Below are 20,111 nucleotides of genomic sequence, written 5' to 3'. Positions count from 1 at the left end.
CATCAGGCCACCCCTTCATCGGTCAAGGTGGCACAGACTTTCAGCACTTCGTCCACGCTGGTGACCCCGGCCAGGGCGTAGTCCAGCGCACAGGCGGCCAGCGGCCGGTAGTGGGCACTGGTTTGGGCCGCTTCGGCAAAGCCTTGCGGGTCATTGCGGCGCAGGGCGGCGATCATGCCGTCATCCATTTCCAACAGTTCATACACCCCCACGCGACCGGCATAACCGGTGTTGTGGCACTGGTGACAGCCTGCGCCACGCTTGAAGCTGCGCCCGAGCAGCGGCGCTTTGTAGAGGTTTTCCAGCCAGACCAGCTGACGGGCATCCGGGGTGTGATCCTGCATGCAGTTCTCGCACACCCGGCGTACCAGGCGCTGGGCCAATACGGCATTCAGCGAGGTGGCAACGAGAAAGGGTTCAGCACCCATGTCGATCAGGCGCATGGCCGAGGTCAGTGCGTCGTTGGTGTGCAGGGTCGAGAGCACCAAGTGACCGGTGAGTGCAGCGCGCAGGCCGATTTCGGCAGTTTCCTGGTCACGCATCTCACCGATCAGCACGATGTCCGGGTCCTGACGCAGCGCGGCGCGCAGCACGCGGGCAAAGCTCAGGTCGATCTTGGCGTTGACCTGCACCTGGTTGATGCGTGGCAGGCGGTATTCCACCGGGTCTTCCACGGTAATGATCTTTTTCTCTGGGCTGTTCAGCTCCGACAGCCCGGCATACAGCGTGGTGGTCTTACCCGAACCCGTCGGCCCGGTCACCAGCACCAGGCCAAACGGGCGTTGCAGCAGGCGGCGGAAGCGCACCAGCATGTCCGGCGGCATGCCGCTGGCTTCCAGGGTGGACACCCCGCCGGTTTGATCGAGCAGACGCATGACCACTGACTCGCCGTACTGCACGGGCATGGTCGAGACCCGCACATCGATGTTGTGGCCTTTAACGCGGATATTGAAACGGCCGTCTTGGGGCAGGCGCTTTTCGGAAATATCCAGCCCGGACATGATCTTCAGGCGCATCACCAGGGCCGAAGCGACCCGCGCCTCCTTCATCACCTGCTCATTGAGCACGCCGTCGATGCGCTGACGAATGCGTACCACGCCTTCGTCGGGCTCGATGTGGATGTCCGACGCTTTCATCTGCACGGCGTCTTCAAACAGGGTTTGCAGCAGGCGCACCACCGGCGCTTCGGTGTTGCTGTCAGCGCCGAGTTTGGACAGGTCGAAGTCGCTGTCCTTGAGTTCACCTTCCAGCTCACCGGCAATCGAGGCAATTTCACTGGTGCGCCGGTACACCGTATCCAGCGTCGCCAGCAGCTCGGCCTCGCGCACCACTGCAGGGCGCACGCGAACCTTGAGGATGCGGTCCATTTCATCCAGGGCAAACAGGTCGAGCGGGTCGGACATGCCCACCAACAGGCCATCGCCTTCGCGTGACAGCACCAGCGCGCGGAACCGCCGGGCCATGGCCTCCGGTAGTTTTTGCACCAACTCCTGGTCGAACTTGAAGTGCTTGAGATCGATAAACGGGATCTTCATCTGCTCGGACAAGGCGGTGAGCAGGCGCACCTCATCCACAAAGCCCATATCCACTACTGTGCGACCCAGTTTGGAGCCCGTGCGTTTCTGATCCTGCAGGGCCAGTTGCAGCTGCGCATCGCTGAGCAAACCGGCCTGGATCAGCAGGTCACCGAGGCGCACCTTGCGCTGGCGAACATCATCCTGACTCATCAAAGGCCTCCAAGCGCCTTGGCGCGTTCACTGACGAAGCGTCGAGTGCTGTCGTCCAGGTCTGTGCTCAGGAGGGCCAGACGGTAATGGCGGCCAGCTTCGGCCGGTTGATCGAGCTGCTCAAGGGCAATCGCCAGCCCGAGTTGCCAGGTTGACTGGCTGGGCCGCAGGGCGAGCAGACGCTGGTACAAGTCGGCACTGTTTTGCCATTGGTCGGTCTGTTGATAGCTCGCGGCCAGCAACGCAAAGTAAGTCGGTTCCTGTTCGAGGCGCGGCGGGTTCTGCTCCAGCGTCGCCACGGCGCGACGGGTATCACCGGCCTGCAATTGCGCGCGTGCCAGTATCAGGCGTAGCTCACTGTCATCGGGCAGTTGCGCCAGTTGCGCGGGCAGCCAGTCGAGGAGACGCTGCTGATCGTCGGCCGCCAGATAGGCGCGGGCCAACCAGCGCAGCACCTGTGGGTCATGGCCACGGGTGTTCTGCAGGGTTTCCAGCAGGCTGATTGCGCGAGGGTGGTCGCCTGCCTGTAAGGCCTGCCGCGCCAAGGTGAGGGTGTCGGGCTGGTACGCGGCAATCTTCACCTGCGGCGCAGCAACGGGTGCGATGGGTTGTACTGCGGGTGGAGGTGGCGAGGCGGCAACAGGCGTCGGTAATGGCGCACTGACCCACGCCGGCAGTGGCGCTTCACTGTGCGCGTTTTCGGCTTCGGCCGGGGGCAGGTTATCCAATGCCAAAGGGGCATCAATCGCCTCAACAGGCGTATTCAGCGGCACGTCTATCCAAAGCATCCAGCGGTCACCTGCCGCTTCAAGGCGGTCAGACACTGCCAAGCTATTGCCCAGGCCGACCAGCAGGACTTGCACATCCGTACCCGAGTTCTCCACCCGCCAGGAAATGCTCCGGCCATCGCGCTGCAACCGCCCCTGCTGCAGTTCACCGGCCAGCTGGGTATCTTTCAGGCGCAGGCTGACAGCGCCACTTTCTTCGTTACGCTGATAGGCCACGCTGCGATCCAGCAGCAGCTGCAACACCAAGCCACGGCCATCGTGTTGCGGCAGCACATCGAGTATCTGCACCGGCGACGGTACCGCCGAAGGGGTCGCCACGGGCGGCGTAACGGTGGCCACCTCAGGCGCTGCGCTGAGCAGCCGATCAACCAACAGGCCAAGTAGCACAGCGAGTACGGCCACCACCGCCAGCACGACAACGCTGCGGCGCAGACGCTCATATCGGTCGCGGCGGGTCACAGCGGTTTCATCCACCGCGTACAGCCCATCCAACTGCAGCCGTTCACTGGGTGCGGCGCGCCGGGTTTCCAGGTCACGCAGCATGTCGTTCACCAGGCTCATGGCAGCCACTCCCGCCAGTGCGCCAGCCAGGGCCACGCGCCCACAACCAACATAATCGACAACACACCGGCCAACATGCCCCACCCCAACCAGGGGGAGCGCCGATGCAGGAAAGGTTGCGCACCTTCAGTATCGCGCTGGGCGCGTTTGACATGGCTGACACGCACCTGCCGCACCCCCTCACCGAAGGCCACCATCAAGGCTTTGTGCGCCAGGATATTGAGCAATCGTGGAATACCGCCGCTGCCCTGTACCAAGCACCGCACTGCGGGCATTTCAAACAGCGACTCGCCACGATAGCCGGCCACCGCCAGACGTTCGTTCAAGTAACGGCTGGTGTCTTTGACATCCAACGCACGCAGTTGATAGGAAAAGGTGATGCGCTGGCGCAGCTGACGAAACTCCGGACGCGCCAGGGTCGCATCCAGCTCGGGCTGGCCGAACAACACCACCTGCAGCAGTTTGGCCCGCTCGGTTTCCAGGTTGGTCAGCAGACGCAGTGCTTCCAGAGTCACGGTAGGCAGTGCCTGGGCCTCGTCAATCAGTAGCACAGTGCTTTTGCCTGCGGCAGCCAGCTCAATCAGCCGTCGGTGCAAGGCCTCCAGCACCGCCTGGGTATCCAGCTCTTCAACACCTTCAATGCCCAGCTCACGCGCCAAGGCCTGGCGCAAGCCCGTCGGGCTCATGCCCGGATTGGGCAAATAGGCCAGCTGAAAGCGCTCAGCGTCGAGCTCATTGAGCAACGTGCGGCAGAGTAACGTCTTGCCGGTGCCCACTTCCCCTGTGACTTTGATAAACCCTTCACCTTCACCGAGTGCCACGCGCAGCAGGTTGAGGCACGCCTGATAGGGCGCCAGCTGCACCAGAAAACCGGTGTTCGGGGTCAGCGCGAAGGGCTTTTCGTGCAGACCAAAGAAGGCTTCATACATCGGCCTATCTCAGCTCTTTGAAGGTTTGCGCACTCTTGCGCAGCTCATTCAGCCAGACCTCATCACTGACCACCTGCGGCCGCATGAGAATCACCAGCTCGCTCTGCTGCAGTGCTTTGCGCTGCTGCTTGAACAGGTTGCCGACGATCGGCAGGGTGCTGGCCCAGGGAATGCTGGCGTCGGTGTTTTCGTTGTTGTTCTGCAGCAGGCCGCCAATCACCACCACCTGGCCACTGCGGGCACGCACGATGGAGTCCGACTGACGCGTGGTGGACAACGCCAGCGGCAGGTTGAATACATTGTCTTCGCCCAGGGTGATGGTCTTGTTCTGATCACGCACACGGCTGACGGTCGGCCGCACATGCAGGGTCACGGTGTCGTTCTGATCGATCTGCGGCGTGACGTCGAGGGAGATGCCGGAGAAGAATGGCGTCAGGGTGATGTCCTGGGTCGGCTCAGTAACGCCGCCCACCGTGGCCGTGGAACCGGTGGAGGAGACATTGGTGACAAAGAATTCGTCAGTCCCCACCTTGATCACCGCTTTCTGGTTATTCAACGTGGAGATACGCGGGCTAGAGAGCACACGTACCTCACCTTGCGTCTCCAGCAACTCGATCAGCCCGGTGAAATCCCCCAGGGTCAGGGCAATGCCGAATACGCCATTGACCCCGGTTGGGCCACTCAGCGCCGCAGCCCCCAGGTTACTGCTGACATCACCACCGATCTGGTCCCAGCTGATGCCTGCCTGGAAGCCGTCGGAGAGCTGCACCTCGAGGATTTTGGTCTCCAGAATCACCTGACGCTGCAGGTTGATCTGCGCCTGCTCAAGAAAGCGCGCGACGTTTTCCTGAGCAGCACTGTGCGCCCGCACCACCAGCAGACTGGCCTGCGGATTGACCATCACGCTGCTGTTGCTGTCACCCGCCACGATCATTTCCACCACCTGGCGCACTTCATTCCAGAAGTCGACATTGCTGGAAGTGCTGACCTGGCTGGCGTTGAGGGTGGTCACAGTATTGCTGTTGCCGCTGGTGTTGGTGCTGTTGCTGACGCCGCTACCCGCGTTGTTGTTACTGGTGCTTTCCACCTGCCCGGAGCTGACTCGCGTATCGGTCTGGCCGATACGCTGCAGGTTGAGGTAGTTGATGTCGTAACTGCGGGTAATCACCTGATTGGGCAGGATCTGGTAGCCATAGCTGGTACGGCGGAAGTCATAACCATAACTGTCGCGCACCGCTGCGAGCACTTCATCGAGGGTGACGCGGCGCAGACTGAAGGTAATGGTGCCGCTCACGTCTGGGTGCACCACCAGGTTCTGCCCAGCACCCTCCATCAGGCTGAGAAAGAACTCACGCGCCGGCATGTCCTTGGCAGCCACATCAAAGCGCGGGCCACTGCTGAAGCCGCTGCCCAGCGGCGGGATCAACGCGGCCTGCACGGCCAGCGGCGGCATCACCTTGGGGGCGGCCTGAGCCTGCTTGAGGCTGTCATCCAGCAACTTGCCGCTCTGCTCATAGAGTTGCGCGTCACCATCCTTGAAGGTCTGGCAGGCCACAAGCAGACAGCTCAGGCTCAACAGACAGACACTGGGCAAAAATCTGATCATGGGCATCATCGGCTCGGTTGCATAACGGGTTCAGCCAGGCGCAGCAGCTGTTGCTGGCCCTGGCGCTCAATCAATACGGACTGCGCATGGATGGCCAGCACCCGGGCATCGGCATAGCGGTCGCCGACTCGCAGGTTCTGTCCACCAATCACTGCGCGGCTGCCCTGGGCGCCACGCACGATAGCTTGCAATATCAGCGGGCTGTCGCCACTGGCCGTGGCGGCAGGCAACAGCTCGCGTGGTGGCTGGGTTGGGTCGATACCCACATTGTCGGCCAGCGCCGCACTGCTCAATAGCAGACTCAGTAACAGGACTTTAGACACCGACCCACCCCGCATGCCGACTCAATGTGTAGAGTTTCAGACGGATGCTGGCCTTGTTCGGGCCCGCCTCGCCAACCTGATAATCCAGGCTGTCCCAGTTGAGTTGCCAACCGCTGGCGTGCACTGCTTGCAGGTAGTTCAACAGGTCGAAATAACCACCTTCCAGCTGCAGCTCCAAGCCATGTTTATAGAGTGTCACCGCTGGGGTCGGCGGCGCTTTATCAGCGCTCACCGGCGCCGCAGCCGGCTCGGCAGGAGCCAACTGTACCGGCTCACTGAAACTACTCATGCCCAGCACACGCAGCTGCGGTTGTTTACGCAGCAGCTCTTGCAGCACCGTTTGCATTTTCTGCGGGGTGATCAGCTCTGCGGTGTGCTGATCAATCTGCTGGATGAGCCCATCACGATTCGCCGCTGCAGCGCTCAGGGCGCTGAGGTATTGCTTATTGGGATCAGCCTCTGTGCGACGCTGCAATTCCAACCGAGCACTCTCGGCCTCAGCACGACGACCTTCGGCCACTTGCCAGTCACTCTGCTGCTTGGCCAGGCGCATGCTCAAGGGGTCGCCAACCAGCAGAACATAGAGCACCCCGAGCAGACCCAGCGCCACACCATACGTCAGCCAGCGCTCACGCATGGCCATACCCTGCCAGCGCTGTAGCCACTTATTCATCGCCTGCCTCCTTATCCTTCAGCTGGGACGAGAGGTCAAAATGCAGCAGTTGATCGTCACCACGCTGCACATCGAAACGCGCGAACTCACGCCCGCTGAATACGGCACTCTGCCCCAGACGCTGCAAGTACGCCGGCAGCAACTCCTGGTCCTGGCTACGCCCCTGCAGACGAATATGCCGCCCCCCCTCGCGCAGGCTGATGCCGTTCAGCCACAAACCACTTGGGGGATGTTGCTCGGTCAGCGCCGCCAACGGTGCAACAAATCCGGCACTGCGTTGGCTGCCAAGCAGCTGCAAGTAAGCGACCAGTCGCTGCAACTCACGGTTGCCCTGCTCGCGCGCAGCCAGCTCCTCGGGTAATCGTTCATCCAGCGTGGGCTCGATAAAACTGCCAAGGGCCGATGCCAATTGGGCCTCTTCCTGCTGTGCTTGCAGCTGCTTCTCGGCCAGACGCTGTGCGCCGTGATGCAGCTGCCAGGCCTGCCAACTGGCATGGCCCAGGCACAGCAACAACACGACGCCTAAGCCCAGCAACATCTGCGCAGGACGCGGTCCACTCTGTTGTGTACGTTCAAGCTGATACAGGTTGAGGTTTTGCATCAGCCAGCCTCCTGCCGCAGCGCCGCACCTACGGCGCCCATGCAATAGGCTTGCTCCTGCTCGGATAATTCGGCGCTGGCTTGGCCCGGAAACAGCTCACGCAAGTCCAGTGCCTGCAGCTTAACCGCCAAGCCGTTGGACAAGGCTTGCAGGGCTGCGGCGCCATTGCGCTTCATGGGCAACAGCAGCAGCCGGTTGATGTACCCCTTACCGAGCTGACTTTCGTAGTAATCGAGCGAACGCTGAATCTCCAGGGTCATCGCCGAGAACTCCGGGTCCGCCTGGTCGAGGCCCTGCTCGATTCGCCGCGCCATATACAAATCGGCGCCATGCTGAACAGCGATCAGTCCTTCACTGGAACGTAAACGCAGCAGCGCCAGGCTCATGCCCTCGCTGCCAGCCAGCACGCCCAGATTGCGGAACGCCATTTCGGTGACATCAATGCTGTCCAGGCGCAAATCCGCCTCGTTGCACATGGCCCCCAAGGCATGCATCCGCGCCTTATTCAGGACAGCGCAATAGGCCATACGTGAGCGCCCACGGTAGGCATCTTCTGGCAGATTGAACGCATCGACGACGACGTTCTCGAGCGGCTCGCTAATCAGCTCCTTGACTCGCCAGCGCATCGCATCACGCAATTCAGTGGCCGGTACATCAGGGCTGTCGAGCAGCAGCATCTGGTAAGTCGCAGGGTGCAACAGCAGGTTGACCGGCATGCCGGCAAAGCCCAGCTCATTGACCAGGCGTTTGAGCAAGGCAGGCTGTTCAACACTTGTGGCCTCATGGAATTGGCATTCCAGCAGGCGCGGCGGCTGGCCGGGCTCACGTAGCACGCGTGCCAGCGCAATACCTTCAGGACTGGTTTCGATGCCCAGCAAACCATTGGCGACTTTTATCTTTCTTTTAGCAAACCACGCCAACTGTAAACCCCACCACCCATAGCGACCCAGGCAATCCTGCCGGCCGCACAGTTTAGAATAGCTGTCAGGCGCGCCCCTGATGCTGATCAATGCCCCCTGCTGCAACGCCTGGAACCGTGCCTCGACTGCCCCTCACCCAACCGCCTGAGCTCAACACCTTCGCCGGCCATATAGCAACGCCAGTTGCTAGAAAGCACTGCACAGCCACGCGACATCAAAAGGCCATACATCGGTTGAAGACTGTATAACACAAAGCATAGGCCTCGACCCCGTGCTGCGCCCATCCCCGCCAAGGCCTTCGCCACGAACGAGGCTGGAAATGCGCCAAAGCAATGCACATCCACAACCCCGATGCACAGCTATGATTCATCCCCGCCAGCCCTAGCTGTCATCGGCAACAACGGCCGCCAGGCTCTAAGCCCCTATTTACTAGCCCTTCAGCCAACGTAATAAAACTGGCACACAGCCTGCATAGGCTCAAGCAATCCCAGTTTTGGGGACCTTGGTACAGGCAGGCCGGGGATTCCCCTCTTTTATTGCTCCATCAGGCTGACCACCAGCCGCCAGCGCCCGTCCACCTCTTCAGCGCGCCATTCACTGCGCAAAGGACGGGCCGCCACCACCTTCAAGACCAAATCCCTTCGCTCACGCTGCAAACGCCAGTTGGCCAAGCGCCCCTGTACTTCTAACTGGCCTTGCTGCTCGCGCCCAAAACTCTGCAAGCGCAGGATCACCACACCGCCCACATGCTCTTCATGCGGCACCGGCTCAACGTTGAACCAGAACTCCAGCCGCTGCTCCAGCACGTCAACACGCTCAAGCCACAATGGGTCAGGCTGGAACATCCGGCCAATCATCAAACCAATCAAAAATCCAAACACACCCAATGAAGCAATCACCCGCACCCACGGACGGGGGCGCGGGTCTGTAGAATGCTGCTCGTCTTCAAGCTCGGAGCCGCGCATGTTTCACGTCATCCTTTTTCAACCGGAAATACCGCCCAATACCGGCAACATTATCAGGCTCTGCGCCAACAGCGGCTGCCACCTGCACCTGATCGAGCCGCTGGGCTTCGAATTGGATGACAAACGCCTGCGCCGCGCCGGGCTGGATTATCACGAATACGCCACCCTGCAGCGCCACGCCGACCTCGACAGCTGCCTGGCGAGCATCGGCCAACCGCGCGTGTTCGCCTTTACCACCAAGGGCTCGCAGGCGTTCCACGACGTTAGCTATCAGCCTGGCGATGCCTTCCTGTTTGGCCCGGAAAGCCGCGGCCTACCTCAGGAGATTCGCGACAGCCTGCCGCCCGAACAACGCCTGCGCCTGCCGATGCGCGAAGGCTGCCGCAGCCTGAACCTGTCTAATACCGTCGCCGTGGCGGTCTATGAAGCCTGGCGCCAGCAGGGGTTTGCCGACGCCCAGTAGCGCCGATCGTGCTGTACAGCGCCCATAAAAAACGCCCCGTAGGGCGTTTTTGTTGCAACCGCAAACCTTAGTGCGCGGTGGCCGCTTCGCCAGCTTGCTGCATGCGCTGCAGCTCCTGAGCGTAGAGGGCGTCGAAATTCACCGGCGCCAGCATCAACGCCGGGAACGAGCCACGCACAACCAGGCTGTCCAGAGTTTCCCGGGCATACGGGAAGAGGATGTTCGGGCAGAACGCACCCAGGGTATGGCTCATGGACGCCGCATCCAGACCCTTGATCAGGAAGATGCCGGCCTGCTGCACTTCAGCGATGAAGGCGGTTTCTTCGCCAGTTTTCACGGTTACCGAGAGGGTCAGCACCACTTCGTGGAAGTCGCCATCCAGCGCCTTTTGACGGGTGTTGAGGTCCATGGCAACGCTAGGCGCCCACTCCTGACGGAAAATTTCCGGGCTCTTCGGCGCTTCGAAGGACAGGTCACGTACGTAGATACGCTGCAGGGAGAACTGTGGATTTTGTTCGCCCTGAGCGGCGCCGTTGCTAGCTTGTTCTGTCATGGCAAAGCCTTCTTGTCGTTAGGTACGGGTAAACAGGGAATTAAGCCTTGAGCAGCGCGTCGAGCTTGCCCGCGCGCTCCAGGGCGTAAAGATCATCGCAACCACCCACATGGGTGTCGCCGATCCAGATCTGCGGCACCGAGGTCTGGCGCGCCTTGCGGGTCATTTCAGCACGCACATCCGGTTTGCCATCAACCTTGATCTCGTTAAAGGCCACGCCTTTGTGCGTCAGCAGTTGTTTGGCGCGGATGCAGTACGGGCACCAATCGCTGGAATAGATGACGACAGGCTGCATCTCACTTCACCAATGGCAGGTTGTCGCCACGCCAGCTGGCAATCCCGCCGGACAGCTTGGCCGCGGTGAAGCCGGCCTTTTTCAGGTCACGGCAAACACCGCCGCTGTGCTGGCCCATGGCATCAACAACGATGATGGTTTTGGCCTTGTGTTTGTCCAGCTCAACCATACGAGCGGCGAATTTCTCGAACGGAATATTCAGTGCACCGACGATATGCCCAGCGGAAAAGTCCTTCTGCCCGCGGATATCCAACACCACGCCCTGCTCGCTGTTAACCAGCGCGGTCAGCTCGCGGCTGCTCAGGCTCTGTCCGCCCTTACGCGCTTCGGTAAAGATCAGCAGCGCGAGCAGAGTTGCGAACAAACCGCTCAGGACATAGTGGGTAGTGGCAAATTCAATCAAGTTGGCAAGCATTGTGCGGTTCCGGGGCGGTAAAATGTCGGCCAGTATACACAGCCGCACAGGTCGGCCAAACCCCGCCCGGCGGTGACGTTTTCCACACTTGGCCGTAAAATGCCCAGCCTTGTTTCCCGCCCATCGACCCAGAGCGAACCAGCTTTATGAGCGCCACGCCCAAACCCCTGGTACTGATCATCCTCGATGGCTTCGGCCACAGTGACAGCCCCGAATCCAACGCCATCATGGCCGCCAATACGCCGGTCTATGACCACCTGCGCGCCACCCAGCCCCACGGCCTGATCTCGGGTTCAGGCATGGATGTCGGCCTGCCAGACGGGCAAATGGGCAATTCCGAGGTCGGCCACATGAACCTCGGTGCCGGCCGCGTGGTGTATCAAGACTTCACCCGAGTGACCAAAGCCATTCGCGATGGCGAGTTCTTCACCAACCCAACCATCACCACTGCCGTCGATAAAGCCGTCAGCGCTGGCAAAGCCGTGCATATCCTCGGGCTGCTCTCCGATGGCGGCGTGCACAGCCACCAGGACCATCTGGTGGCCATGGCCGAACTCGCCGCTCAGCGCGGTGCCGAAAAAATCTACCTGCACGCCTTCCTCGACGGCCGTGACACCCCACCGAAAAGCGCACAGCCGTCCATTGAACTGCTTGACGCCACCTTCGCCAAACTCGGCAAGGGCCGCATCGCCAGCCTCAGCGGCCGCTACTTCGCCATGGACCGCGACAACCGCTGGGACCGCGTCGAGCAGGCCTACGGGTTGCTGGTCGACGGTAACGGCCAGTTCAACGCGACCACTGCCGTGGAAGGCCTAAATGCTGCCTACGAGCGTGGCGAAAGCGATGAATTCGTCAAAGCCACCACCATTGGCGAGCCCGTGCGGATGGAAGACGGCGACGCCGTAGTCTTTATGAACTTCCGCGCCGACCGCGCACGCGAGCTGACCCGCGCCTTTGTCGAGCCGAGCTTCAAAGAGTTCGAGCGCACGCGCGTGCCGCAACTGGCCGGATTCGTCATGCTCACCCAGTACGCCGCGAGCATCCCGACGCCCAGCGCCTACAAGCCGGAAGCCCTGACCAACGTGCTCGGCGAATACCTAGCGAATAACGGCAAGACCCAACTGCGCATCGCCGAAACCGAAAAATATGCCCACGTCACCTTCTTCTTCTCCGGCGGCCGTGAAGAGCCCTTTGCCGGTGAAGAGCGCATTCTGATCCCGTCACCGAACGTCGCCACCTATGACATGCAGCCGCAGATGAGCGCGCCGGAAGTCACCGACAAGATCGTCGATGCCATCGAAAACCAGCGTTACGACGTGATTGTCGTCAACTACGCCAACGGCGACATGGTTGGCCATACCGGGGTGTTCGCGGCGGCTGTGGCGGCGGTGGAATGCCTGGACAGCTGCGTCGGCCGCATCGTCGCCGCGCTGGATAAAGTCGGCGGCGAAGCGCTGATCACCGCCGACCACGGCAACGTCGAGCAGATGGCGGATGAAAGCACCGGCCAGGCGCACACCGCACACACCTGCGAGCCCGTGCCCTTCATCTACGTTGGCAAACGTCCGGCGACAATCCGTTCAGGCGGTGTACTGGCCGACGTGGCCCCGACCCTGCTGACGCTGATGGGTTTGCCAGTACCAGCGGAAATGACCGGCACCAGCATCGTCGAGCTGAACTAAGCAACTGCCCGCAGCCAGGTGCAATGCCTGGCCTGCGGGCCGTCGCAACGTGACGTTAACCATGGCTCCCGGCCATTTTTTAGGCATACTAGGCGCGTTCTTAATTCAGGTGCCGCCCGCCCCATGTTTCGTGCCCTCGCCCTTATTTTCCTGACCCTCCTGCTGACGCCTGCGATCGCCGACGAGAAGAGCGATGCGCAGAAGCAACTGGATGCCGCGCGCGCCGATGTCGCCGAGCTGAAGCAACTGCTGGAAAAGCTGCAGCAGGAAAAATCCGGCGTGCAGAAAGACCTGAAGAAAACCGAAAGCGAGATGGGCCAACTGGAGAAGCAGGTCAAAGGCCTGCAGCAGGACCTGAAAAAAAGCGAAGAGGAAATCCAGCGGCTCGGCACCGAGAAAAAAAAACTTGAGGGCGCGCGCCTTGAACAGCAACGCCTGATCGGCATCCAAGCCCGCGCCGCTTACCAGAGCGGGCGCCAGGAGTACGTCAAGCTGCTCCTCAACCAGCAGAACCCAGAAAAGTTCTCACGCACCCTGACCTACTACGACTACCTCAGCGAAGCGCGCATGGAACAACTTGCGACCTTCAATGAAACCCTGCGCCAGCTGGCTAACGTCGAGCAGGACATCGCCAACCAGCAGAACCAGTTACTGGAGCAGAAAAGTGCCCTGGATGGTCGCCGCGAACAGCTCGCCAGCGTACGAAAGGAGCGTCAGCTGGCCCTAGCCAAGCTAAACAAGGAGTTTTCCGCCCGCGACCAGAAGCTCAAGGCCCGCCAGCAGGAACAAGCCAACCTTGCCCGCGTGCTGAAAACCATTGAAGAAACCCTTGCCCGCCAGGCCCGTGAAGCTGAAGCCGCGCGTCAACAAGCCCTGCTCGCCGAACGTGAACAATCGCGCAACAGCACTAATACCGGGCCGACAGGTCCACTGGTAAGTTCTGGCGCCAGCTTCGGCGGCCCATTTGCCAAAGCCCGCGGCAAACTGCCCTGGCCGGTTAATGGTCGCCTGGTGGCTCGCTACGGCACCCCCCGCGGCGGCGATGCTCGCACCAAATGGGACGGTGTGCTGATCGGCGCTTCCGCTGGCAGCCAGGTGCATGCCGTGCATGGCGGGCGCGTGGTGTTTGCCGACTGGTTGCGTGGAGCCGGGCTTCTGGTCATTCTCGACCATGGCAACGGCTACCTGAGCCTCTATGGGCATAACCAGAGCCTGCTCAAAGACGCCGGGGATGTGGTCAAAGCCGGCGAAGCCATCGCCACCGTTGGCAACAGCGGTGGCCAGGAAACCTCAGCACTGTATTTCGCAATTCGCCAGCAGGGCCGCCCGATCGACCCTGCTCAATGGTGCCGCGCACAAGGATAAGTGCTGCGATTACCGATTCAGGACAGGAGTAAGTTCGACATGCCGCATCTGTTCCGCCTCACCGCCCTCGCGCTGGCCGTTACCCTGCTGGGTAGCACTGCCGCCTTTGCCGCGCCAGCCGAAGTACCGGCCACCGCCAACGACAGCGCGCCACTGCCCCTGGACGACCTGCGTACCTTTGCCGAGGTGATGGATCGCATCAAGTCCGCCTATGTTGAGCCGGTCACGGACAAAACCCTGCTGGAAAACGCGATCAAGGGCATGCTCAGCAACCTTGATCCGCACTCGGCCTACCTGGAGCCGGAAGCCTTCCGCGACTTGCAGGAGAGCACCAGCGGCGAATTCGGCGGCCTGGGCATTGAGCTCGGCACCGAGGATGGCTTCCTCAAGGTGGTCTCGCCGATTGATGACACCCCAGCCTCTGCGGCCGGCATCCAGCCAGGCGACCTTATCGTGAAGATCGACGGCCAGCCAACCAAGGGCCTATCGCTGATGGAAGCCGTGGAGAAGATGCGCGGCAAAGCTGGCAGTGACATCGAACTGACCTTAGTGCGTGAAGGCGGCAAGCCCTTCGATGTTGAACTGACACGCGCCGTGATCAAGGTCAGGAGCGTGAAGAGCCAGCTGCTTGACGATGGCTACGGCTACATACGCATCACCCAGTTCCAGGTCAACAGCGGCGAAGAAGTCGGCAAAGCCCTGGCCAAACTGCGCAAGGAAAACGGCAAGAAGCTGCGCGGCCTGGTGCTCGACTTGCGCAACAACCCCGGCGGCGTGCTGCAGGCAGCCGTGGAAGTCACCGACCACTTCCTCAAGAAAGGCCTGATTGTTTACACAGAAGGACGCATAGCCAACTCCGAACTGCGCTTCAATGCCGATCCGGCAGACGCCAGTGAAGGCGTGCCGCTGGTCGTGCTGATCAACGGCGGCAGCGCCTCGGCCTCCGAAATCGTCGCTGGCGCCCTGCAGGATCACAAGCGTGGCGTGCTGATGGGCACTGATAGCTTCGGCAAGGGCTCGGTACAGACCGTGCTGCCACTGAACAATGATCGCGCCCTTAAGCTCACCACGGCGTTGTACTTCACGCCTAACGGCCGCTCGATTCAGGCTCAAGGCATCGTGCCGGACATCGAAGTGGCGCGCGCCAAGCTGACCCGCGAACAGGGCGACGAAACCATCAAGGAAGCCGACCTGCAAGGTCACCTGGGCAATGGCAACGGCGGCGCCGATAAGCCAAGCAAAGGCAAGACCAGCGCACCGGCACGCCCACAGGATGACGACTACCAGCTCAGCCAAGCCCTCAACCTGCTCAAGGGCCTGAGCGTCACCCGCGGCGACTAGGCTTCAGCTGTAGAGGCACAGCACTAAAAAAGCCCGACCTTGAGTAATCAAGGTCGGGCTTTTTAATAACGCCTGAGACTACAGGTAGTTATTGGTCATCTCATCAATAAAGCCTTCGGCGCGCAGTTCATCCAATGCTTTCTGCAGACGCTGCACCACCTCATCCGGGGTGTCCTTGTTAAGCGCCAGGTACAGCTCAGCCTCGTTAAAGCGCAGCGCGGTATTCAGACCACTGACGCCCTCCTGCTTGGCCAGATAGCGCCCCACGGGATCAGTGGTAGCCCACAAGTCGATCTTGCCGCTGAGCAGCTTCTTGATGTTCTCCTGATCACGCAGCGCATTGACCGGACTCAGCCCCTGGCTTTCCAGATGCTGGCTAACCGCGTCATTTTTGTAGGCACCAATTTGATACTGCGCTGCATCTTTGAGGCTAGCGACACTGACGTTATTACCTGGCGCCGCCAGCAGCACCCAACCGGTTTTAGCCAATGGCCCCACCCACTTGAACAGAGGCTGACGTTCAGCAGTGAACGTGGTGGAGAACAAGCCGTAGTTGGGTTTGTCCAGGGTCAGGCGGTACAAGCGGTCCCAAGGGAAGCGCAGGGTCAGCGTGTAGTTGATGCCGGCACGCTTGAACATCGCACGGACAATCTCGGCACTGATGCCGTCGATACCGTCATCACGGGCAAAGTTCTTGTCATCCACCGCCATGTTGAACGGCGGGAAGTTCTCGGTCAGCAACACCACTTTGTAATCGGCTGGAAGCTCTGCACGGGCAGCACAGGCACTCAGAACAAGCCCGAACAACAGGCTGGCTTTCAGGGTTTTTAACATAGGTCATTCCGCTCGCATGAATTGTGATTATGGCTAGCGGCATCCTTGCTCGGGCGGGTGCCCGGCGACGTATGGTACGTGGCGTCAACCATCCATGGCCGCGGGCCGGTTTGTGACCGGCCCACTGGTTTTGCGTATTACAGGTAGTTGTTCAGAATATCGTCGACAAAACCTTCGCTGCGCATCTTGTCCAGCTCGGCTTGCAGCTTCTGCACAACTTCATCCGGCACTTCTTTATTCAGCGCCAGATACAACTCTGCACTATCGAAACGCAGAATGGTTTTCAGCCCGGAGATGCCCTCCTGCTTGGCCAGGTAGCGGCCGGCGGGGTCGCCGGTGGCCCACAGATCAATCTGGCCGGCCATCAGCTTCTTGGCGTTTTCCGTGTCGCGCAGAGCGGTAATCGGTTCCAGACCTTTTTCCACCAAGTGCTCGGCAATCGCGTCGCCCTTGTAAGCGCCAACCTTGTACTGTTTGGCGTCGTCCAGGCTGTTCAGGGTAATGCTGCTATCGGCCTTGCCGAGCAACACCCAGTCATCCGGGCCAATCGGACCGACCCACTTGAACAGCGCCTCACGCTCCGGCAAGCGCGCCGCAACAAACACGCCATAGCCAGGCTTTTCCAGCGCCAGCTTGTAGATGCGATCCCAAGGGAAACGCAGAGTCATGTTGTATTGGATGCCGGCACGTTTGAACATCTCACGGATGATGTCTACGGCAATGCCGTCAATATTGTCTTCCTGAGCGAAGTTCTTGCCGTTGATCGCCATGTTGTACGGCGGGAAATTCTCGGTCAGTAGAACCATGCGGTAGTTCGGGTCAATTTCGGCCCGAGCACTGCCCGCAAGCACCATAACTGTGCCGGCAAGGGCGGCTAGTAAGTGTTTAAACATGATGTCTCACATCGATAGTTGGGCTGAGCATGCAAGCATACCCAGCACGTCCGGCTAAGCCCAGCCCAGGTTTGCCGAGGGGATCGACAGCAGCGGGTTAAAGATAACCGTCTTTGATAGCGGTCAATCCACCTTGAGCGCGCATATCGTCCAACGCTTTTTGCAACTTCTGCACCACATCATCGGGTGTCTCTTTATTCAGCGCCAAGTAGAGGTCAGCACTGTTAAAGCGATGTACCACCTTGAGCGCACCCAGTGGCGACTGCTTAGCCATGTAGCGCCCGCCGACTTCATCGGTGGCCCACAGGTCGATCACGCCCTTCTCCAGCTTGTTGAGGTTTTCCTTGTCCTGCAGGCTGGTTTGTACCGTCACGCCACGGTCGATCAGAAACTGTGAAATCGCATCATTGCGATAACCGCCGATCTTGTAGGCACTTGCCTGATCCAGGCTGTTCAACGTAATGCTGCTATCGGCCTTGGCCAGCAACACCCAGTCGCTCACGGCAATTGGCCCAACCCATTTGAACAGCGATTCACGATCCGGCGTACGAATCGTGGAAAACACCCCATACCCTTTGTTCTCTAATGCCTGCTTGTACTGACGATCCCACGGGAAGCGCAGGATCATCTGGCACTCAAGCTGTGCCTTGCTGCACAGCGCACGCACTGTATCGCCGCTAATGCCCTGAACATCAGCATCCTTGGCGAAGTTGCCGCCGTTAGCCGCCATGCTGAACGGCGGCAGGTTTTCAGTCAGCAGAACCAAAGGCTCTGCGCGAGCCAGGCTGACGGCACACAACAGCCACACTGCGGTGAATAGCCGGATAGCGGACATAAGAACTCCGTGTATAGAAATGCCATTTATAGAAAGAGGGGCGCTGCGGGATGCTGAATGTATCAACCCGAACGCAGACAATCTGATTTTAGCGGGCGAGTCGACATTTTGCTGTCGACTCGCCCGCAGCAGTGGCCAGCAGGGCTGCCTGTTGATAGGCCTAAACCAGCGGCCACATGTAGACATCGCAGAGCTAGCCGTTAAATTGCTTCGTTTTAAATGAGTGGGGGCACGCTGGCGTATTTGTAGCTCCGCCTAGCGGCGGCACATGATGAAGTTTGGGGGTGTCTACGCAACTAGGGACCATAAAGGCGCGATTACATCTGAGGGTGCGCGAGCTTATGAGCTAACAGATGCGGAGCCGCGTGATGACTCAAAGTAACTCGGACGCGGGAACAGCTCTGTGCGTATTCGATCCAGCTTATCGCGCATTTTTGCGATGTCTGAGCGGTCGTCAGTCGTGTCGTTGATGCAGATGCATAGATGACGCCCGAGCGAGTCAAGCAGCGACGCCACCCGGTCATTCTCCACATCATCGGTGAACAGGTAGCGGCACTGCTCCCAGTCAATATCTGCTCGTCCATGGGTCGCACACCAATCAAGGTATAAATTAGCCAGGATGCTTTGACCTGTCCTGCGCCTGAATTTTTCCTGACGGACCTCGTCGAAAATATCAGGGTGCGCCGCTTCAAGCTCCATCATCCAGCTCTTACGAATGCCTTTGGGGGCGTGCTCAGGGATGAACGCGATGCTCGATGCGCCATAGTTTTTTTGCATCCAGTGCCGCGCGTTACTGGCATCGTTATGACCCGACAGCTGTAGATCTGCATCACTGGTTGGAATAGCCTCTCGGGTTAAGAACACCATAGCGCCAACCGCGCTGAAAAAGTCTTTGGGCTGAACATGCCGGGTTAGCATTTGATCATCGTTGAATGAAACGAAGTGTTCCGCTAGGTCGGGGATATGGTGCAGCGCCGATTCGATCGCCCGGGATGAGAATGTCGGAAGATAGCGTGCATCCAGAATCTGCGAATGGTCAACGATGCGCAGCCGAGGGTGCTCCGCGATAAAGCCCGGTACTTGCTGATCGGTGACAATAAAGATGTTGCCGTCTATGCCCCAGAACTGCTCCATCGAGCGAAGCAAAAACAACAAATCGTCGTTATCTCGATAGCGGCCCTCGCCGTTGGCAAAGGGCAGAAAGTCTTGGTGCGGTTCACCTGAGTGATATTCACGCTTGGCCCGCCAATTAGCGTCGCCTCCATCAACCCAAGTAATAACAGCATCAACTTGCATGTCTAATCCAGCTTTGATTCAGGGCAGTCACAACAATCGTCATACGCGCACGGCAAACGTACGGCATTGAGTGCGATGCGCAGCGGTTTGAACGGCCCTTACGGGAAACGGCTTACGGGGTGACGCTGGCGCACAACTCGTTGCCCCTTCGCACAAGGTGGCAACGCTCACTGACCTGCCAACTCGCTGACAGGGCTGCCGGCCAGCGAGGTTTAGCGCACGACAATCCCGCGAGCGGCCATGTAGGCCTTGGCTTCCGGCACGGTGTATTCACCGAAGTGGAAGATGCTCGCCGCCAGTACGGCCGCAGCTTTGCCTTCGATGATGCCGTCAGCCAGGTGCTGCAGGTTGCCGACGCCACCGGAGGCGATCACCGGGATGCCAACCATTTCACTGATGGCGCGGGTCACACCCAGGTCGTAGCCGCTTTTAACGCCATCCTGATCCATGCTGGTCAGGAGGATTTCACCGGCGCCGAGGTCTTCCATCTTCTTGGCCCAGAGCACCGCATCAAGGCCGGTGGGCTTGCGCCCGCCATGAGTGAAGATTTCCCAGCGCGGCGCTTCGCCCGGCTTGGAAACTTTCTTCGCGTCGATGGCCACGACAATGCACTGCGAGCCGAAGCGTGATGCCGCTTCGCCGACAAACTCCGGGGTGAATACCGCCGCAGTGTTGATCGACACCTTGTCAGCACCGGCGTTGAGCAGGTTGCGGATGTCCTGCACGGTGCGCACGCCGCCACCGACAGTCAGCGGGATAAACACCTGGCTAGCCATGCGCTCGACGGTGTGCAGCGTGGTGTCGCGGCCGTCGACGCTGGCGGTGATGTCGAGAAAGGTAATCTCGTCAGCACCCTGCTCGTCGTAACGCCGGGCAATTTCCACCGGGTCACCGGCGTCGCGGATGTTCTCGAACTGGACGCCCTTGACCACGCGGCCGTTGTCCACGTCGAGGCAGGGGATGATGCGTTTAGCCAGTGCCATATCGGTATTTCCGTAGGGTATCGCGGGGCAGCCCAGGCGGCGTGCACCGCCAGAGCAGACGAA

Annotated in this window: 21 protein-coding genes; 4 read left to right on the top strand and 17 right to left on the bottom strand. The window is 60.2% G+C overall.

Going from position 1 to position 20,111, the window contains the following annotated elements; translation table 11 throughout:
• Positions 1-2 precede the first annotated feature (2 nt).
• From HCI85_RS17510 to HCI85_RS17470, 9 genes are all read right to left on the bottom strand, one after another.
• Positions 3-1,727 (bottom strand): GspE/PulE family protein, encoded by a 1,725-nt coding sequence (locus tag HCI85_RS17510; protein WP_090254789.1) that lies wholly within the window; start codon positions 1,725-1,727, stop codon positions 3-5.
• Entirely contained in the window at positions 1,727-3,076 is a 1,350-nt protein-coding gene (locus HCI85_RS17505) for a tetratricopeptide repeat protein (protein ID WP_167146511.1), read from the bottom strand. Before HCI85_RS17505 ends, HCI85_RS17510 begins: the two co-directional genes overlap by 1 nt.
• On the bottom strand, positions 3,073-4,005 hold the full coding sequence (locus HCI85_RS17500) for an ExeA family protein (RefSeq protein WP_167146509.1): 933 nt from the start codon (positions 4,003-4,005) through the stop codon (positions 3,073-3,075). The genes HCI85_RS17505 and HCI85_RS17500 overlap by 4 nt, the downstream gene beginning before the upstream one ends.
• A 4-nt stretch (positions 4,006-4,009) precedes the next feature.
• On the bottom strand, positions 4,010-5,611 hold the full coding sequence (locus HCI85_RS17495) for a pilus (MSHA type) biogenesis protein MshL (RefSeq protein ID WP_241693803.1): 1,602 nt from the start codon (positions 5,609-5,611) through the stop codon (positions 4,010-4,012).
• 5 nt (positions 5,612-5,616) lie between these two features.
• Complete coding sequence (locus tag HCI85_RS17490) at positions 5,617-5,934, bottom strand: Type II secretory pathway component (RefSeq protein ID WP_241693802.1); 318 nt, start codon at positions 5,932-5,934, stop codon at positions 5,617-5,619.
• Entirely contained in the window at positions 5,927-6,607 is a 681-nt protein-coding gene (locus tag HCI85_RS17485) for a type II secretion system protein GspM (protein WP_167146505.1), read from the bottom strand. Before HCI85_RS17485 ends, HCI85_RS17490 begins: the two co-directional genes overlap by 8 nt.
• Positions 6,600-7,208, bottom strand: coding sequence for a PilN domain-containing protein (locus HCI85_RS17480; RefSeq protein WP_167146503.1), 609 nt, complete (start codon positions 7,206-7,208; stop codon positions 6,600-6,602). Before HCI85_RS17480 ends, HCI85_RS17485 begins: the two co-directional genes overlap by 8 nt.
• On the bottom strand, positions 7,208-8,128 hold the full coding sequence (locus tag HCI85_RS17475; RefSeq protein WP_167146500.1) for an MSHA biogenesis protein MshI: 921 nt from the start codon (positions 8,126-8,128) through the stop codon (positions 7,208-7,210). The genes HCI85_RS17480 and HCI85_RS17475 overlap by 1 nt, the downstream gene beginning before the upstream one ends.
• 533 nt (positions 8,129-8,661) lie before the next feature.
• On the bottom strand, positions 8,662-9,093 hold the full coding sequence (locus HCI85_RS17470) for a hypothetical protein (protein WP_167146497.1): 432 nt from the start codon (positions 9,091-9,093) through the stop codon (positions 8,662-8,664).
• On the opposite strand from HCI85_RS17470, the gene trmL reads away from it, so the two are divergent.
• On the top strand, positions 9,092-9,556 hold the full coding sequence (gene trmL, locus HCI85_RS17465; protein ID WP_167146493.1) for a tRNA (uridine(34)/cytosine(34)/5-carboxymethylaminomethyluridine(34)-2'-O)-methyltransferase TrmL: 465 nt from the start codon (positions 9,092-9,094) through the stop codon (positions 9,554-9,556). The genes HCI85_RS17470 and trmL overlap by 2 nt on opposite strands.
• Before the next feature lie 67 nt (positions 9,557-9,623).
• Here trmL and secB read toward each other — a convergent pair whose 3' ends face one another.
• The 3 genes from secB to HCI85_RS17450 are packed head-to-tail and all read right to left on the bottom strand — an operon-like array spanning position 9,624 to position 10,819.
• Positions 9,624-10,109 (bottom strand): protein-export chaperone SecB, encoded by a 486-nt coding sequence (secB, locus tag HCI85_RS17460; RefSeq protein ID WP_090254767.1) that lies wholly within the window; start codon positions 10,107-10,109, stop codon positions 9,624-9,626.
• Positions 10,110-10,149: 40 nt separating this feature from the next.
• A complete protein-coding gene (gene grxC, locus HCI85_RS17455) occupies positions 10,150-10,404 on the bottom strand; it encodes a glutaredoxin 3 (RefSeq protein WP_090254765.1) in 255 nt (84 codons plus the stop codon).
• 1 nt (position 10,405) lies between these two features.
• Entirely contained in the window at positions 10,406-10,819 is a 414-nt protein-coding gene (locus HCI85_RS17450) for a rhodanese-like domain-containing protein (protein ID WP_090254763.1), read from the bottom strand.
• A 146-nt stretch (positions 10,820-10,965) separates the two neighbouring features.
• On the opposite strand from HCI85_RS17450, the gene gpmI reads away from it, so the two are divergent.
• The 3 genes from gpmI to HCI85_RS17435 all read left to right on the top strand — a co-directional run bounded on the left by gpmI (position 10,966) and on the right by HCI85_RS17435 (position 15,207).
• On the top strand, positions 10,966-12,501 hold the full coding sequence (gene gpmI / locus HCI85_RS17445) for a 2,3-bisphosphoglycerate-independent phosphoglycerate mutase (protein WP_167146490.1): 1,536 nt from the start codon (positions 10,966-10,968) through the stop codon (positions 12,499-12,501).
• Positions 12,502-12,624: 123 nt separating this feature from the next.
• The gene (locus tag HCI85_RS17440; RefSeq protein ID WP_167146486.1) at positions 12,625-13,866 is read left to right on the top strand and encodes a murein hydrolase activator EnvC family protein; all 1,242 of its coding nucleotides are present in this window, start codon (positions 12,625-12,627) and stop codon (positions 13,864-13,866) included.
• Positions 13,867-13,905: 39 nt separating this feature from the next.
• Positions 13,906-15,207 (top strand): S41 family peptidase, encoded by a 1,302-nt coding sequence (locus HCI85_RS17435; protein WP_167146482.1) that lies wholly within the window; start codon positions 13,906-13,908, stop codon positions 15,205-15,207.
• Positions 15,208-15,285: 78 nt separating this feature from the next.
• Here HCI85_RS17435 and HCI85_RS17430 read toward each other — a convergent pair whose 3' ends face one another.
• From HCI85_RS17430 to hisF, 5 genes are all read right to left on the bottom strand, one after another.
• Entirely contained in the window at positions 15,286-16,041 is a 756-nt protein-coding gene (locus tag HCI85_RS17430) for a substrate-binding periplasmic protein (RefSeq protein WP_160089766.1), read from the bottom strand.
• A 137-nt stretch (positions 16,042-16,178) separates the two neighbouring features.
• Positions 16,179-16,934 (bottom strand): substrate-binding periplasmic protein, encoded by a 756-nt coding sequence (locus HCI85_RS17425; protein WP_090254752.1) that lies wholly within the window; start codon positions 16,932-16,934, stop codon positions 16,179-16,181.
• 97 nt (positions 16,935-17,031) lie between these two features.
• The gene (locus HCI85_RS17420) at positions 17,032-17,769 is read right to left on the bottom strand and encodes a substrate-binding periplasmic protein (protein WP_167146479.1); all 738 of its coding nucleotides are present in this window, start codon (positions 17,767-17,769) and stop codon (positions 17,032-17,034) included.
• Positions 17,770-18,108: 339 nt separating this feature from the next.
• On the bottom strand, positions 18,109-19,065 hold the full coding sequence (locus tag HCI85_RS17415) for a stealth family protein (protein ID WP_160090228.1): 957 nt from the start codon (positions 19,063-19,065) through the stop codon (positions 18,109-18,111).
• 212 nt (positions 19,066-19,277) lie between these two features.
• Positions 19,278-20,048 carry an imidazole glycerol phosphate synthase subunit HisF gene (gene hisF, locus HCI85_RS17410; RefSeq protein ID WP_090254748.1) on the bottom strand — a complete coding sequence of 257 codons (771 nt, stop codon included), beginning with the start codon at positions 20,046-20,048 and terminating at the stop codon, positions 19,278-19,280.
• Positions 20,049-20,111 lie beyond the last annotated feature (63 nt).

The organism is Pseudomonas sp. OTU750018 (assembly GCF_011636575.1).
Lineage (GTDB): Bacteria > Pseudomonadota > Gammaproteobacteria > Pseudomonadales > Pseudomonadaceae > Aquipseudomonas > Aquipseudomonas peli.
This window is presented reverse-complemented; position numbering and strand designations above follow the sequence as displayed.